This window comes from Pseudogulbenkiania ferrooxidans 2002 (assembly GCF_000174355.1).
Classification (GTDB): domain Bacteria; phylum Pseudomonadota; class Gammaproteobacteria; order Burkholderiales; family Chromobacteriaceae; genus Pseudogulbenkiania; species Pseudogulbenkiania ferrooxidans.
The window spans coordinates 21,601-36,011 of record NZ_ACIS01000003.1; the positions used below are offsets into that span (position 1 = coordinate 21,601).

The following is a 14,411-nucleotide window of genomic DNA, read 5'->3' on the forward strand; positions in this document are numbered from 1 at the left end:
GGTTCGCCACTCGGCGGCCTTTCGCCCGCCCCCCTCGGCCAGTCGGCAAGACTGGCTTTTTTGATGCCTGCGGTTTATCGCCCGCACGACACGAGAGATTCACCCGATGAAAGCCATCAAGTTTGCTATGGCCGGCGCCCTGCTGGCCGTTTCCGCCCTTGCTTCCGCCGAGGAAGCCGTCCTCAAGGTCTCGGCCATTCCCGACGAGGCACCGACTGAACTGCAGCGCAAGTTCGCCCCGCTCGGCGCCTACCTGGAGAAGGAACTGGGCATGAAGGTGCAGTTCGTGCCGGTGACCGACTACGCCGCGGTGGTGACCGCGCTGACCTCGGACAAGATCGACATGGCCTGGCTCGGCGGCTTCACCTTCGTGCAGGCGAGCCAGCGCGGCAAGGTGGTGCCGCTGGTGCAGCGCGAGGAAGACAGCAAGTTCACCTCGAAGTACATCGCCAACACCGAGGCCGGCATCAACTCGCTGAAGGACCTCAAGGGCAAGAGCTTCGCCTTCGGTTCGGCGTCGTCCACCTCGGGCCACCTGATGCCGCGCTACTTCCTGCAGAAACAGGGCATCAAGCCGGAAACCTTCTTCAAGAACGTGGCCTATTCCGGTGCGCACGACGCCACAGTGGCCTGGGTGGCCTCCGGCAAGGTGGAAGGCGGCGTGCTCAACGCCTCGGTGTGGGACAAGCTGGTGGAAGCCGGCAAGGTCGATCTGACCAAGGTCAAGCTGCTCGGTACCACCCCGGCCTATTACGACTACAACTGGACCGTGCGCGGCAACCTCGACGCCAAGCTGCAGCAGAAGATCACCAAGGCCTTCCTCAAGCTCGATCCGAAGAACCCGGAACAGCAGGCCATCCTGGAGCTGCAACGCGCCAGCAAGTTCATCCCGACCAAGGCGGCCAACTACAAGGGCATCGAGTCCGCGGCCAAGGCAGCAGGCCTGTTGAAGTGAGCCTGACGTTCGAACGCGTCGGCCTGCGTCTGGGCCGGTCGACGATCCTCGACGACATCAGCCTGGCACTGGGCGACGGCGAGCAGGCGGCGCTGATCGGCCCGTCCGGCGCCGGCAAGTCGTCGTTGCTGCTGTTGGCCAACACCGTCTATCGCCCCAGCCAAGGGACGGTCAGCGTACTGGGGCAGGACCCCTGGCGCTGCGCGCCGCGCCAGCTGCAGTCCCTGCAGGCCGACATCGGCACGGTCTACCAGGCGCCGCCGCTGCCGGCGCGGCAGCGCGTGGTCAACGCGGTGGCCGCCGGACGGCTGGGACGCCAGGGTACGCTGGCCTCGCTGCTGGCGCTGCTCAGGCCGCACGACGCCGCCGGCGTGGCAGAGGTGCTGCAGCGCGTGGACCTGGCCGACAAGCTGTGGGCGCGCTGCGACCAGTTGTCGGGGGGGCAGCGCCAGCGGGTCGGCATCGCGCGCGTGCTGTACCAGGCGCCACGCCTGATGCTGGCCGACGAACCGGTGTCAGCGCTCGATCCGCGCCTGGCCGAGGAGACGGTAAAACGCCTCGCCGACGATGCCCGCGCCCGCGGCGCCACCTTGCTGATGAGCCTGCACTCGGTCGACCTGGCGCTGGCTCATTTCCCGCGCATCATCGGCCTGCAGGGCGGCCGCATCCTGTTCGATCTGCCGCGCGCCGAGGTGCATGGCGGGCTGATCCAAGCCTTGTACGCCGGCGAAAGGTTGGCCGAAGACGATACCCTCCCGGCCGATGCCGAACCCGGCTTCCCGCGGGGGGTACGATGCTGAGCCACCCGCGCGACCCGGCGCTGCTGCCGCGCCTGCTGTGGGGCGCGCTGCTGCTGGCCTTGCTCGTGCCGACCCTGCCGCTGACCGGCTTCAACCCGCTGCAGCTGTTCGACGCCGCCACGCTGAAAACGCTGGCCGGCTTTGTCGCCGGCTTCCTGCCGCCGGCCAGCAACGCGGTCTTTCTCGGCGAAGTGATGCGTGCCAGCGTCACCACCCTGGCGGCGGCCACCGCCGGGCTGGCGTTGGCGATGCTGGTCGGGCTGCCGCTGGCCTTCGCCACCACCCGTGCGCTGGACCGCCATGCGCTGACGGCGGCCGCGCCGTCAAGGTTGGCCGAAGCCGGCAAGTCGCTGCTGCGCGGCGTGATGGTGCTGCTGCGCGGGGCGCCGGAAATCGTCTGGGCGCTGCTGTTCGTGCGCGCCGTCGGACTCGGCTCGCTGCCGGCGGTGCTGGCGCTGGGGCTGGCCTACGGCGGCATGCTGGGCAAGGTCTACGCCGAGATCCTCGAATCGCAGCCGCGCGCCCTGGCCCGGGCGCTCTGTGCCGCCGGCGCCGGACGCCCCCAGGTGCTGGGCTACGGGCTGCTGCCGCAGGCCTTGCCGGAGCTGGTCAGCTACAGCGTGTACCGCTGGGAGTGCGCCATCCGCGCCTCGGCGGTGATGGGCTTCGTCGGCGCCGGCGGCATCGGCCAGTTGCTCGACACCTCGATCAAGATGATGAACGGCGGCGAAGTCAGCACCTTGCTGCTGGTCTTTTTGCTGATCGTGGTGGGGACCGAGGGCGTCAGCCGGCTGTCGCGCCGCTTGCTGGAGAGCCGCCAGGGCGGAGCCGTGCTGGCCGGTTCCGCCGTGCTGGCGGCGCTGGCCAGCGTCGCCTGGCTGCTGCCGGCGTGGCGCGAGGCCGGTTTCGACGGCGCCAGCCTGCTGCGCTTCGCCAGCGAATTCCTGCCGCCGGACGCCAGCCCGGCGCTCCTCGCCGACATCGGGCGCGGCGCGCTGGAAACGCTGGCGATGGCCTTCCTCGGCACCGCGCTGGCGTTTGCCGGCGCCGCCCTGCTGGCGCTGCCGGCGTCCGGGCGCTTCGGCCAACCTGCCAAGGCACTGGCGCGGCTGCTGCTCAACCTGCTGCGCGGCATCCCCGATCTGCTGTGGGCCTCGCTGGCGGTGCTGGCGGTCGGCCTGGGGCCGGCGGCCGGGGTGCTGGCGCTGGCCTTGCACACCAGCGGCGTGCTGGGGCGGCTATTCGCGGAAACGCTGGAAAACGCCCCTCCGGCACCGGAGCAGGCCTTGCGCGTGCTCGGCGCCGGGCGGCTGACGGCGTTCTGCTACGGCCTGCTGCCCGAAGTGTGGGCGCAATGGCTGGCCTACGCGCTGTACCGCGGCGAGAACAACATCCGCGCGGCGGCGGTGCTCGGCATCGTCGGCGCGGGGGGGTTGGGGCAGCAGCTCTATCTGGCGCTGTCGCTGTTTCAACTGCCGACCGCCGCCAGCCTGATCCTGGCCATGCTGCTGCTGTCGTGGCTGCTGGAACAGTTGAGCCGGTTGCTGCGGCAGCAACTGGAAGCGGCGACGGGGCACGCGGCCTGAGCCGACATGCCGGACTAATTAGTCCCCTCCCGGCATGTCGGCTACAATCGGGACTTCACTTCCCTGTCGGAGCACGGCGATGCGAGTCTCCATCCTGGGCGCCTCCAGCGGCATCGGCCGCCCCGCCCGCACCACCAGTTTCCTTCTCGACGACCACACGCTGATCGACTGCGGCACCGGCGTCGGCTCGCTGGAGGTGGCGCAATTGCTGCGCATCACGCGCGTGCTGCTGTCGCACAGCCATCTCGACCACTGCGGCTTCCTGCCGCTGTTGGCCGACGTGCACGCCGGCCATGCCGGGCCCGGCATCACCGTCTACAGCCAGCAGGCCACGCTAGACGCCGTCAAGCAGCATCTGTTCAACGGCGTGATCTGGCCTGACTACACCGACACGCCCAGTCCGGAAAACCCTTACGTGCGGCTGCAGGCCATCGAGGTCGGCGACCCGGTCGCCCTGCCCGGCGCTATCGCCACGGCCTTGCCGGCCGAGCACAGCATTCCGGCTGTGGGTTGGCTGGTGGAAGGCGACTGGCGTGCGCTGGCGTTCAGCGGCGATAGCGGCCCCTGCCCAGCGTTCTGGCAATGGATCGCCCACGTGCCGTCGCTGTCCGACGTGCTGTGCGAGGTCACCTACGACGACGACCACCTGCCGCAGGCACGGCGCTACGGCCACATGGCGCCGTCGCTGCTGGCATCGCTGGTCGACCCCTTGCCACCGGCGGTGCAGTTGTGGATCAGCCATCTCGATCCTGGCGAGGAAGAGCGCATGATGGAGCAGATCCGAGCGGTATTGCCGCCGCACCTGCACGTGGAACGACTCAAGGCCGGCGTGACGATCGAACTGTAAGGCGTGTCACAGGATGGCGTCGAAGCCGGCATTGTTGAGCACCGCAAGCAGGCTGGCGCTCGTCAGCAGGTGCGGGTTGAACAATACCCGCACCTGTCCCCCCGCCAGCCCCGCCTCGGCCTGAGCCACGCCAGGCAGCCTGGTCAACAGGGTCGCCGCCCGGCGCTCTTCGTCCAGCCCGCCATGCCCTACCAGCTTCACCACGACTTCTTCCATTCTCGCCTCCCGATGAGGCAATCATTTCCAGCGTCTCAGCAGTAGCGAGTTGCTGACCACCGAGACCGAACTGGCCGCCATAGCCGCCCCGGCGATCACCGGATTCAGCCAGCCCAGCGCGGCCAGTGGCACCCCTAAAACATTATAAACAAAAGCAAAAAACAGATTCTGCCGAATCTTGACCAGGGTGCGACGCGACAGGCGGATGGCGTCGGCGACGTGACGCATGTCGCCCTGGCGCAGCGTCACGTCGGCGGTTTCGATCGCCACGTCGGAGCCGGCCCCCATGGCGAAACCGACGTCGGCCGCCGCCAGCGCCGGGGCGTCGTTGACGCCGTCGCCGACCATGCCGACCTTGTGCCCGGCGCGCTGCAACTCGGCCACCGCCGCGGCCTTGTCCTGCGGCTTCACCTCGGCACGGAACTCGGCGATGCCGGCGGCGGCGGCGATGCTCGCAGCGGTAGCCGCCTTGTCGCCGGTCAGCATCACCACCTTCACCCCCAGGCGACGCAAGCGCTCGACGGCCTCGGCGGAACCGGGCCGCAGTTTGTCGGCGATCGCCAGGAGCCCCATCAAGGTGCCCTCGCGCCCCAGCGCGATCACCGTCTTGCCCTCGGCGTAGAACGCGCTGGCCGCCTCCGGCAGACTATCGACCAGCCAGTCCGGCACCCCAACCCGCAGACGGCCGTAACCTTCGATCTCGGCCTCCACCCCGCGGCCGACCTCTACCGAAAAATCCTGTACCGGCAGGCGCCTCAGCCCCTGCTCTTCGCCAAAATCCAGCACGGCACGCGCCAGCGGGTGTTCCGAGCCGGCCTCGATGCTCGCGGCCAGCTGCAGCAGGGTGTCGCGCGGCACCGTCAGGGGCAGCACGTCGGTCACCACCGGGCGGCCCTCGGTGAGGGTACCGGTCTTGTCCACCACCAGCGCCGTCAGCCGCCCCGCCGTCTCCAACGCGGTGGCGTTGCGGAACAGGATGCCGCGCCGCGCCCCGTTGCCGATGCCCACCATCACCGCGGTCGGCGTGGCCAGCCCCAGCGCGCACGGGCAGGCGATCACCAGCACGGCCACGGCGTGGATCAGCGCACGCGCCCAGTCACCGGTGAGCCAGCCGGTGACGAGCAGCGTGACCACGGCGATGGCCACCACCGCCGGCACGAACACGCCTGAGATGACGTCGGCGAGGCGCTGGATCGGCGCCTTCGAGCCTTGCGCCTCGCTCACCAGGCGCACGATGTCGGCGAGCTGGGTCTGGCTGCCGACCCCGGTGGCACGCACCGTGAGCATGCCGTCCTGGTTCTGGGTACCGGCGTACACGGCATCGCCGACCCCCTTGGTCACCGGCAGGCTCTCGCCGGTGAGCATGCTCTCGTCGACGGCGGCGTGCCCGGCGATCACCTCGCCGTCCACGGCGATGCGCTCGCCGTGGCGCACCAGCAGCACGTCGCCCGGCTGCAGCAGCGTCACCGCCACCTCCTGGAGCTGGCCGTCGCGCTCGACGCGCGCCGTTTTCGGCGCCAGACGGATCAGTTCCTCGATCGCGCCCGAGGTTTTGCCCTTGGCGCGCGCTTCCAGCAGCTTGCCCAGCAACACCAGCGTGATCACCGCCGCGCCGGCCTCGAAATACACATGCTGGTCGTGCCAGCCCGCCAGCGTCACCACCGCCGACAGCAGGTAGGCCATGCTGGTGCCCAGCGCCACCAGCACGTCCATATTCGCCCCGCCGCCACGCAGGGCGTGCCAGCTGCCCTTGTAGAAGCGCCAGCCGGCGAGAAACTGCACCGGCGTCGCCAGCGCCAGTTGCACTCCGCGCGGCAGCATGCCGTGCGCGGCGCCGCCCAGCATCGTCACCATCTCCAGCAGCAAGGGGGCGGTCAGCAGCGCCGCCAGCCAGAACCAGCGCCGCTCCTTGAGATAGGCCTGGCGATGCTTTTCGGCCAAGGTTTGGTCGCCAGCCGTGGCGCGCGGCGCCGCGCTGTAGCCCGCCTTGCGCACCGCGGCGATGATCGCGTCCTCTCCCACCGCCCCGGCAGGAAAATGCGCCACGGCAGTTTCAGTGGCGAAATTGACGCTGGCGTGCACGCCGGGCAGGCGGTTCAGGACTTTTTCGATGCGGCTGGCGCAGGCGGCGCAGGTCATGCCGCCGATATCCAGCTCCAGCCGCTCCTCGGGAACCGCATAGCCGCTCTGGCGGATGCGCTCGATCAGCCGTTGCGGCGTCTGCTGCTGCGGGTCGAACTCGACCCGGGCGGTTTCACTGGCGAAGTTGACCTGCGCATCGACGCCATCGAGGCGATTCAACACCTTCTCGATACGGTTGGCGCAGGCAGCGCAGGTCATGCCTTCGATCGGCAGGCTCAACTGGGTCCGGCTCATCGCTCGCTCCATGAATGCGGTTTACCCATTATATACCCCCACAGGGTATATGAAGGCAAGCGAAATTTACCGCCGCCACATGAAAAAAGCCCTGCACGGGCAGGGCCTTGGCGGCGGGGACGGGCGCGCGTCACAACCACTTGCGGCGCCAGAACACGAAGTACAATCCCGCCCCCAGCACCAGCATCAGCCCCAGGATCAGGAAATAGCCGTAGTGCCAGTGCAACTCGGGCATGTAGTCGAAATTCATGCCATAGATGCCGACGATCAACGTCAGCGGCATGAAGATCATCGACAAGGCGGTCAGCACCCGCATCTGCAGGTTGAGGCGATTGGACTGGGTCGAGAGGTAAAGATCGAGCATGTCGCCCACCAGTTCGCGCGACATCTCCAGCGATTCGATCACGTGCACGGTATGGTCGTAGGCATCGCGCAGGTAGATCTGGGTTTCCGGCTGGAAAAAACCGTAATCGCCGCGCGCCAGCGAGGTGAGCACCTCGCGTACCGGCAGGATGGAACGACGCAGTCGGAGGCAATCGTGCTTCAGGCGCTGGATGCGGCGCAGGATGCTGGCATCGCGGCCGACCAGCAGCTGGCTGTCAGTCTGCTCGACGTACTCGGTGAATTGGGTGAGCACGCCGAAATAGTCGTCGACCACCGCGTCGAGCAGCGAGTAGGCCAGGTAGTCGGCGCCGCGCGAACGGATCAGGCCGCGCGCCGTGCGAAGACGCTCGCGCACCGACTCGAACACGCCAAGCGGACGCGACTGGAAGCTCAGCACGAAGTGGCGCCCGACCACCAGGTAAATCTGGTCGTGCTTGAGCCGGCCATTGCCCTCGCCGGGAAACTGGAACACCCGGCTGGCGATGAACAGGTAATCGCCGTAATCCTCGACCTTGGGGCGCTGGCGGGCGTTGAGGATGTCTTCCAGCACCAGCGGATGCAGCCCGAAACGCTCGCCGATGGCGCGCATCACTTCGGGATCGTGCAGACCGTAGACGTTGAGCCACAGCACCGGCTCGCCAGGCCGGTAGGCGAGTCCCTCTTGCAGCGAGGCGAAGGTGGTCTCGCGCAACGCCGAAGGACCGTACTCCATCAGGGTGATGCGGGGCTGGTCCAGCGCGGGCTCGCCCACCGCCAGCAGCGTGCCCGGCGCCTCGCCCAGCGTGGGTAGCTTGCCCTTCAGCCGTTCATAGCGCTTCATGCGCGCACGATATCAAGGGTGAAGCCGACGTTGTCCCACTGCTTCACCTCCTGCTTGAAGGCGCTGGCGGTGAGCGGATTGGCGACGAGCCAGGCCTTGTCCAGGGTCAGTTCGAAGCCGCGAGAGGTCTGGCGCAGCTCCAACACGTCGGGCAAAACGACATCGTTGCGGCTGCGGTAGAACAACACCGCCAGCCGCAGCGCCACCATCGCCTGCCAGTGGCCGGGCTCGGACAACAGCGACATCATCTTGCCCATGTCGCCACGCTGCCCCAGCACGATACTGGCCAACGTCGCCTGTTCGCGCTTGGAGAAGCCCGGCATGTCGGCGTTCTGCAGGATGTAGGCGGAGTGCTTGTGGTAGGCGGTATGCGCGATGGTGAGGCCGATTTCGTGCAGGCGCGCGGCCCATTGCAGACGCTTGAGGGTATCCGGGTCGCATTCGACACCGCACAGCATGCCGCACAGCCGTTCCGCCAACGCCGTCACGCGTTGCGACTGCGCCAGATCGACGTGATAGCGGCGCTTGAACTGGGCTACCGTGGTGTCGCGCATGTCCTTCTCCCGATGACGGCCCAGCAAGTCGTAGAGCACGCCATCGCGCAAGGCGCCTTCGGCGACGATCATCTTGTCGATCAGCAGCTCTTCAAAGATGGCGATCATGATCGCCAGCCCGCCGGCGATCACCGGCACCCGGTCGGCCTTGAGACCGTTCAGGTTGACGTATTTGAGGTTGCCGAAGCGGATCAGTTCCGCCTTGAGCCGCTCCATCCCCGACAGCGTGATGTCGTCGGCGGAGTAATCGTTGATCTCCAGTGCATCGCGCAGCGCGCGGGCGGTGCCGGAGGTCCCTACCGCCAGCTGCCACTCTTCCGGGCGGTACTCGTGGACGATGCGCTGCACCTCGGCGCGCGCCGCCATGATGGCGTCCTGGAAATTGCTGCGATTGAGCTTGCCGTCGGCAAAGAAGCGCCGGCTGTAGCTGACGCAGCCCAGCGGCAGGCTTTCGGTCACCAGCGCGCGGAACTGGCTACCGATGATGAATTCGGTGGAACCGCCGCCGATGTCGACCACGAGGCGGCGCTCCTTGGTGGCGGGCAGCGAATGGGCGGCACCGAGGTAGATCAGGCGCGCTTCCTCACGCCCGGCGATGATCTCGATCGGGAAACCCAGCAAGGTCTCGGCGCGCGCGATGAAAGCGGGAGCATTTTTGGCCACGCGCAGGGTATTGGTGCCGACCACGCGCACCTGCTTGGGCCCCAGCCCGCGCAGGCGCTCGCCAAAGCGGGCGAGGCAAGCCAGGGCGCGCTCCTGGGTATCCTCGTCGAGGGTCTTGTCGTCGCACAGGCCGGCGCCGAGGCGCACCGTATCCTTGAGGGTATCGAGGGTGTAGAGCTGATCTTCCACCACGCGGGAGACCTGCAGACGGAAACTGTTGGACCCCAGATCGACCGTGGCGAGCACATCATGGGGGGGCGTTGGACTGGTCAAGATCACCCCTTTTGTTCTTGGGTTGGATATGAAAATGGCGGTAACACGAATGTTACCGCCATTGTCGCTGCAACGTCACGGCGTGTCAGCCCGCTTGCGTCTCGCGCTTGATCTCTTCCAGAGAGGTATGGCGGATATCCTTGCCCTTGACCAGGTAGACCACGTACTCGGAAATGTTCTTGGCGTGGTCGCCGATGCGCTCGATCGCCTTGGCGATGAACAGCGTGTCGATCGACATGCTGATGGTGCGCGGGTCTTCCATCATGAAGGTGATGAGCTGGCGCAGTTCGGCCGAGAATTCCTCGTCGAGGATCAGATCTTCCTGGGCCAGTTCCAGCGCCGCGGTGGCGTCGAGACGGGCGAAGGCATCCAGCGCGCGGCGCAGCATGGCCAGTGCCACGTCGGCCATCTTGCGCACCTCGCGGAAGCGCGGCAGCTGGTAACGCTCCGACTGGTGGATGATCTTGCCCTGGCGGGCGATCTTCTGCGCTTCGTCGCCGATGCGCTCCAGGTCGGTAATGGTCTTGATCACGGTGATCACCATGCGCAAATCGCTGGCCGCCGGCTGGCGGCGCGCGATGATGTGCTGGCAATCGTCGTCGATGGCGACCTCGAGCGAGTTCACCAGCGCATCGTCGGCCACCACCTTGTCGAGCCGCTCGATGTCGGCCGCCATCAAGGCATCGACGGCGGACTGGATTTGTTGTTCGACCAGCCCCCCCATCTGCAGCACGCGGGTGCGGATGGTTTCCAGTTCCAGGTCAAACTGCTTGGACGTATGTTCAGCCATGACTCTCTCGTACGAATAGCGGTAACGCTACAGGATAAGCGCGTGGTGTGACACGGGGATGACAATCAGCGCAGAACCTCGATCCCGCTCTGGCGGCCGAGGATCAGCACGTCGGCACGGCGGCGAGCAAACAGGCCGCAAGTGACCACGCCGGCGATCTGGTTGATGGTCTCCTCGAGTTCCACCGGCTTGGAGATGTGCAGACGGTATACGTCGAGGATGATGTTGCCGTTGTCGGTGACGAAATGCTCGCGCAGCTCCGGGTGGCCGCCCAGCTTGACCAGTTCACGCGCCACGTAGCTGCGCGCCATCGGCACCACTTCCACCGGCAGCGGAAAGCCGCCCAGCACGTCGACGTACTTGGTTTCGTCGGCGATGCAGATGAATTCGTTGGCCACCGCGCCGACGATCTTCTCACGCGTCAGCGCGCCGCCACCACCCTTGATCATGTGCAGGTAGTGGTTCACTTCGTCGGCGCCGTCGATGTACACCGGGACCTCGTCCACGGTGTTGAGGTCGTATACCGGAATGTGGTGGGCCTTGAGCCGCTCGGTGGAGGCCTCGGAACTGGAGACGGCTCCCTTGATACGCCCCTTGATGGTCGCCAGTTCTTCGATGAACAGGTTGACGGTGCTGCCGGTGCCGACACCGACGATGCAGTTGTCGGGGACGAATTCCAGCGCCTTCTGGGCGACGGCAAGTTTGAGCTGGTTCTGGGTAAGCATCGTGGCCTCCTCGGTCTTCTATGTAATGGTCCTGTCCTAATTATCCCATATGGGGCAGGAATTGTCGGACAAATTGCCAACCGGCATCACGCCGGCATCAAGAGGCAAACGGCCTGCGCCTCGATGGCCTCGCCGCGCCCCAGATAGCCCAGTTTTTCGTTGGTCTTGCCCTTGACGTTGACGGCGGTGACGGCCAGGCCAAGATCGCTGGCGATGGCGGCGCACATGGCGTCGATGTGCGGAGCGAGCTTGGGACGCTGAGCGATCAGGGTGGCGTCGACGTTGACCACCTGCCAGCCCGCCGCGCGCACCCGCGCCATGGCCTCGCGCAACAGCACGCGGCTGTCCGCTCCCTTGAAGCGTAGATCGGTATCGGGGAAATGGCGACCGATGTCGCCCAGTGCCGCCGCCCCGAGAATCGCGTCGGTAATGGCATGCAGCAGGGCATCAGCATCGGAATGGCCGAGCAGCCCCTTGTCATGGGGGATGGTGACCCCACCGAGAATCAGCGGTCGCCCTTCCACCAGTTGGTGAACGTCATAACCCTGTCCAATGCGAAACATATCTGTACATTATCCTTTTCGTGTAGGGCCCATTTCCCGCAGGCGGGCTCAAGCAGCTTGAGTGACGCCGGAGCACAGGCGCCGAAATGGTCACGGTGTCCATGAGGATCGTGACGGAATGCATCTCTTCCCGAGAGGCGCCCGCGCCGGGCCTCCAGCGCACACGCGGCGAAAGCAGCGCCGCTTGATGAGATCGGCGCTCAGCCGCGCCGGGTGGCGAGCAAGGCCTTGGCCAACGCCAGGTCGCGCGGCCAGGTGACCTTGAAATTTTGCGCCTCGCCTTCCACCAGCCGGGGCTGCAGGCCGAGCTGCTCGATGGCCGAGGCTTCGTCGGTAATGATGTCGACCGGCCCCTTGGCCAGCGCTTCGGCCAAGCGACCCGCGCGGAACATCTGTGGCGTCTGCGCCAGCCACAGCCGTTCGCGCGGCACCGTGGCGCTGACGCGCTGCTCGGCATTGGCGCGTTTGACGGTATCGGCGACCGGCAGCGCCAGCAGACCGCCCACGGCGTCGTCGCCCAGGGTGGCGATCAGGCGCTCCACCGCCGCCACGCTGAGGCAGCAGCGCGCCGCATCGTGCACCAGCACCCAGTCGTCGTCCGCCGCGGCTAGCGCCGCGAGGCCGTTCTGCACGCTCTCGGCGCGGCTGGCGCCACCGACACGATGCACCTCAAGCTTGGCAATGTCGTCCCAGCGATAGCTGTCGAACCACTCGTCGCCAGGCGAGATCACCAGCGCCACGCGCTCGATGGCCGGCACCGCGGCCAGCGTCGCCAGGGTGTGCCACATCAGCGGCTTGCCGTCGAGTTGCAGGTATTGCTTGGGGCTGGGCGCGCCAAAGCGCGAGCCGGAGCCGGCGGCCGGTACCAGTGCGAGATAGCGGCTCATGCCTGCGGCTCCACGACGGGCGGCGATTCCAGGCTGCGCCACAGGCAGGTGCCCTTGACCGCCTTGTCGAGGTCGTCGAGATAGGTCGCGTGTGCGGCCAGCTCCTCGGCGTTGGGGCGGAGGATCTTGATCGGCTTGCGCTCGAACTCGAGCGCCCCCAGATCGGCGCCGCCGCCGACATCGAGATCAATGTCCATCACCAGACTGTTCTGGCCGCGCGTCATCCACAGATAGACTTCGCCCAGCAGTTCGCAGTCGATCAGGGCGCCGTGCAGGGTGCGGTTGGAGCGGTCGATCTCGAAGCGGTCGCACAGCGCATCGAGGCTGTTGCGCTTGCCGGGAAACTGGTCGCGCGCCATCACCAGGGTATCGATAACGCTGGCGCATAGCGTGGAAACGCGCTCGATGCCGATGCGGTCGAACTCGGCGTTGAGGAAGCCGACGTCGAACGGCGCGTTGTGGATGATCAGTTCGGCGTCGCGCAGGAAGTCGGCGATCTCGGGGCCGACCGCGGCAAAGCGCGGCTTGTCGGCCAGGAAGTCGAGCGAGATGCCGTGCACGCGTTCGGCATCGGGGTCGATATCGCGCTCGGGATGGATATAGAGGTGCAGCGAGCGCCCGGTCAGCTTGCGATTCACCATCTCCAGCCCGGCGAATTCGATGATGCGGTGGCCCTGCGACGGTTCGAGGCCGGTGGTTTCGGTATCGAGGATGATCTGTCTCATGATGCTCTGTGCTGCGTGGCCGACGTTTGAAGGTTGGCCGAAAAGATTAGGTTCAGGCGCTCAATGTCTCGACGCCACGGTTGGCGAGCTGGTCGGCGCGTTCGTTGAACTCGTGACCGGCGTGCCCTTTGACCCAGTGCCAGCTGATCTGATGTCCAGCCTGCAGCGCGTCAAGCTTCTGCCACAGGTCGGCGTTTTTGACCGGCTCCTTGGCCGCGGTTTTCCAGCCGCGCTTCTTCCAGCCGTGAATCCACTCGGAAATGCCCTTCTGCACGTACTGCGAGTCGGTGTACACCGCCACCTTGCAGGGGCGCTTGAGCTGCGCCAGGCCTTCGATCACGGCAGTCAGCTCCATGCGGTTGTTGGTGGTGCCCTGCTCGCCGCCGAACAGTTCCTTCTCGCGCCCCTTGAAGCGCAACAGCACTCCCCAGCCGCCGGGGCCGGGATTGCCCTTGCAGGCGCCATCGGGGTAGATCTCGACTATGTCTTGGGTCATACGCTTTCTTTAGTGTGATGGCCGGCGGAGTGGCGATGGTCGTTGCCCCCCGCCACTGCCAGGCCTTTCGCGGCCTTGGCCGGTTTCCATTGCGGCATGATCAGGCGCATACCGCGCTGCCGCTTGATCGCCTGGATGCCGTACACCCCGGCCGCCAGCGGCCACCAGCGATCGCCGGCCTTCTCCATGAAGCGGAAGCGCTCGAGCCAGTCGGCCCGCGCGAACGGCGGACAATAGCCCATGAAGCTGCCGCCTTCCGGTTCCAGATCCAGCAGCGTCAGCCAGTCCTTGATCCGCACCAGCGACAGGAACTGGGCGTTCCACGGCACCTGCTGCCGCCCCTCTATCAAGCGGCGCACGCCCCACAGCGATACCGGGTTGAAGCCGGTCAGCACCACCCGCCCCTCCGGCATCAGCACGCGCTCGGCCTCGCGCAATACCTGATGGGGATGGATGCTAAAATCCAGGATGTGGGGTAAAACCACGAGATCCAGGCTGCGGCTCTCGAACGGCAACTGCTCGGGCAGACAACGCACGTCGGCGCCAGGTTCCTGACCGGCCCGGCACTTCCAGGGAATACGGTTGGCGGCGAGGAAGTCCAGCTGCGGCAGACCCACCTGCACCGCGCGAAAACCGAAGGCATCAGCCACGGTGCGGTCGTAGAACGCCTGCTCTCTGGTAAGCAGATACTGTCCCAGCTCGCTAGAGGTGAGCCAGTGGCCAAATGATTCCATCATCGAAGGACGACCTC

The 14,411-nt window shown here is 66.6% G+C and carries 15 protein-coding genes; 4 read left to right on the forward strand and 11 right to left on the reverse strand.

The window, feature by feature from the left end; genetic code table 11:
* Window positions 1–106 precede the first annotated feature (106 nt).
* From FURADRAFT_RS05190 to FURADRAFT_RS05205, 4 genes are all read left to right on the forward strand, one after another.
* A complete protein-coding gene (locus FURADRAFT_RS05190) occupies window positions 107–955 on the forward strand; it encodes a putative selenate ABC transporter substrate-binding protein (RefSeq protein ID WP_008953073.1) in 849 nt (282 codons plus the stop codon).
* Window positions 952–1,755 carry a phosphonate ABC transporter ATP-binding protein gene (locus FURADRAFT_RS05195; protein WP_008953074.1) on the forward strand — a complete coding sequence of 268 codons (804 nt, stop codon included), beginning with the start codon at window positions 952–954 and terminating at the stop codon, window positions 1,753–1,755. Before FURADRAFT_RS05190 ends, FURADRAFT_RS05195 begins: the two co-directional genes overlap by 4 nt.
* Complete coding sequence (locus FURADRAFT_RS05200) at window positions 1,749–3,341, forward strand: PhnE/PtxC family ABC transporter permease (RefSeq protein ID WP_008953075.1); 1,593 nt, start codon at window positions 1,749–1,751, stop codon at window positions 3,339–3,341. The genes FURADRAFT_RS05195 and FURADRAFT_RS05200 overlap by 7 nt, the downstream gene beginning before the upstream one ends.
* 79 nt (window positions 3,342–3,420) lie before the next feature.
* Complete coding sequence (locus FURADRAFT_RS05205; protein WP_008953076.1) at window positions 3,421–4,188, forward strand: 3',5'-cyclic-nucleotide phosphodiesterase; 768 nt, start codon at window positions 3,421–3,423, stop codon at window positions 4,186–4,188.
* 6 nt (window positions 4,189–4,194) lie between these two features.
* Here FURADRAFT_RS05205 and FURADRAFT_RS05210 read toward each other — a convergent pair whose 3' ends face one another.
* The 11 genes from FURADRAFT_RS05210 to FURADRAFT_RS05260 all read right to left on the reverse strand — a co-directional run bounded on the left by FURADRAFT_RS05210 (window position 4,195) and on the right by FURADRAFT_RS05260 (window position 14,397).
* Window positions 4,195–4,404, reverse strand: a complete 210-nt coding sequence (locus tag FURADRAFT_RS05210) for a heavy-metal-associated domain-containing protein (RefSeq protein WP_008953077.1) — start codon at window positions 4,402–4,404, stop codon at window positions 4,195–4,197.
* 21 nt (window positions 4,405–4,425) lie between these two features.
* Entirely contained in the window at window positions 4,426–6,780 is a 2,355-nt protein-coding gene (locus tag FURADRAFT_RS05215; RefSeq protein ID WP_008953078.1) for a heavy metal translocating P-type ATPase, read from the reverse strand.
* A gap of 130 nt (window positions 6,781–6,910) precedes the next feature.
* Entirely contained in the window at window positions 6,911–7,984 is a 1,074-nt protein-coding gene (gene corA / locus FURADRAFT_RS05220) for a magnesium/cobalt transporter CorA (RefSeq protein ID WP_008953079.1), read from the reverse strand.
* On the reverse strand, window positions 7,981–9,474 hold the full coding sequence (ppx, locus tag FURADRAFT_RS05225) for an exopolyphosphatase (RefSeq protein WP_236261545.1): 1,494 nt from the start codon (window positions 9,472–9,474) through the stop codon (window positions 7,981–7,983). The genes corA and ppx overlap by 4 nt, the downstream gene beginning before the upstream one ends.
* Window positions 9,475–9,559: 85 nt before the next feature.
* Window positions 9,560–10,264 carry a phosphate signaling complex protein PhoU gene (gene phoU / locus FURADRAFT_RS05230; protein ID WP_008953081.1) on the reverse strand — a complete coding sequence of 235 codons (705 nt, stop codon included), beginning with the start codon at window positions 10,262–10,264 and terminating at the stop codon, window positions 9,560–9,562.
* A 65-nt stretch (window positions 10,265–10,329) separates the two neighbouring features.
* Window positions 10,330–10,989, reverse strand: a complete 660-nt coding sequence (rpiA, locus tag FURADRAFT_RS05235) for a ribose-5-phosphate isomerase RpiA (RefSeq protein ID WP_008953082.1) — start codon at window positions 10,987–10,989, stop codon at window positions 10,330–10,332.
* A gap of 86 nt (window positions 10,990–11,075) precedes the next feature.
* Window positions 11,076–11,552 (reverse strand): 2-C-methyl-D-erythritol 2,4-cyclodiphosphate synthase, encoded by a 477-nt coding sequence (gene ispF / locus FURADRAFT_RS05240; RefSeq protein WP_008953083.1) that lies wholly within the window; start codon window positions 11,550–11,552, stop codon window positions 11,076–11,078.
* Between the two features lie 200 nt (window positions 11,553–11,752).
* Complete coding sequence (ispD, locus tag FURADRAFT_RS05245; RefSeq protein ID WP_008953084.1) at window positions 11,753–12,439, reverse strand: 2-C-methyl-D-erythritol 4-phosphate cytidylyltransferase; 687 nt, start codon at window positions 12,437–12,439, stop codon at window positions 11,753–11,755.
* The gene (gene dnaQ / locus FURADRAFT_RS05250) at window positions 12,436–13,164 is read right to left on the reverse strand and encodes a DNA polymerase III subunit epsilon (RefSeq protein ID WP_008953085.1); all 729 of its coding nucleotides are present in this window, start codon (window positions 13,162–13,164) and stop codon (window positions 12,436–12,438) included. The genes ispD and dnaQ overlap by 4 nt, the downstream gene beginning before the upstream one ends.
* Window positions 13,165–13,216: 52 nt before the next feature.
* A complete protein-coding gene (rnhA, locus tag FURADRAFT_RS05255; protein ID WP_008953086.1) occupies window positions 13,217–13,660 on the reverse strand; it encodes a ribonuclease HI in 444 nt (147 codons plus the stop codon).
* Window positions 13,657–14,397: a class I SAM-dependent methyltransferase gene (locus tag FURADRAFT_RS05260; RefSeq protein WP_008953087.1), complete on the reverse strand. Its 741-nt coding sequence runs from the start codon at window positions 14,395–14,397 to the stop codon at window positions 13,657–13,659. The genes rnhA and FURADRAFT_RS05260 overlap by 4 nt, the downstream gene beginning before the upstream one ends.
* Window positions 14,398–14,411: the final 14 nt, after the last annotated feature.

What these genes read in the sequence shown, in the direction of transcription:
- dnaQ (WP_008953085.1), bottom strand. Translation starts at nt 13,164, where the DNA reads ATGAGACAGATCATCCTCGATACCGAAACCACCGGCCTCGAACCGTCG.
- phoU (WP_008953081.1), bottom strand. Translation starts at nt 10,264, where the DNA reads ATGGCTGAACATACGTCCAAGCAGTTTGACCTGGAACTGGAAACCATC.
- FURADRAFT_RS05205 (WP_008953076.1), top strand. Translation starts at nt 3,421, where the DNA reads ATGCGAGTCTCCATCCTGGGCGCCTCCAGCGGCATCGGCCGCCCCGCC.
- FURADRAFT_RS05260 (WP_008953087.1), bottom strand. Translation starts at nt 14,397, where the DNA reads ATGATGGAATCATTTGGCCACTGGCTCACCTCTAGCGAGCTGGGACAG.
- rnhA (WP_008953086.1), bottom strand. Translation starts at nt 13,660, where the DNA reads ATGACCCAAGACATAGTCGAGATCTACCCCGATGGCGCCTGCAAGGGC.
- FURADRAFT_RS05215 (WP_008953078.1), bottom strand. Translation starts at nt 6,780, where the DNA reads ATGAGCCGGACCCAGTTGAGCCTGCCGATCGAAGGCATGACCTGCGCT.
- FURADRAFT_RS05190 (WP_008953073.1), top strand. Translation starts at nt 107, where the DNA reads ATGAAAGCCATCAAGTTTGCTATGGCCGGCGCCCTGCTGGCCGTTTCC.
- FURADRAFT_RS05210 (WP_008953077.1), bottom strand. Translation starts at nt 4,404, where the DNA reads ATGGAAGAAGTCGTGGTGAAGCTGGTAGGGCATGGCGGGCTGGACGAA.
- rpiA (WP_008953082.1), bottom strand. Translation starts at nt 10,989, where the DNA reads ATGCTTACCCAGAACCAGCTCAAACTTGCCGTCGCCCAGAAGGCGCTG.
- ispD (WP_008953084.1), bottom strand. Translation starts at nt 12,439, where the DNA reads ATGAGCCGCTATCTCGCACTGGTACCGGCCGCCGGCTCCGGCTCGCGC.
- corA (WP_008953079.1), bottom strand. Translation starts at nt 7,984, where the DNA reads ATGAAGCGCTATGAACGGCTGAAGGGCAAGCTACCCACGCTGGGCGAG.
- ispF (WP_008953083.1), bottom strand. Translation starts at nt 11,552, where the DNA reads ATGTTTCGCATTGGACAGGGTTATGACGTTCACCAACTGGTGGAAGGG.
- FURADRAFT_RS05200 (WP_008953075.1), top strand. Translation starts at nt 1,749, where the DNA reads ATGCTGAGCCACCCGCGCGACCCGGCGCTGCTGCCGCGCCTGCTGTGG.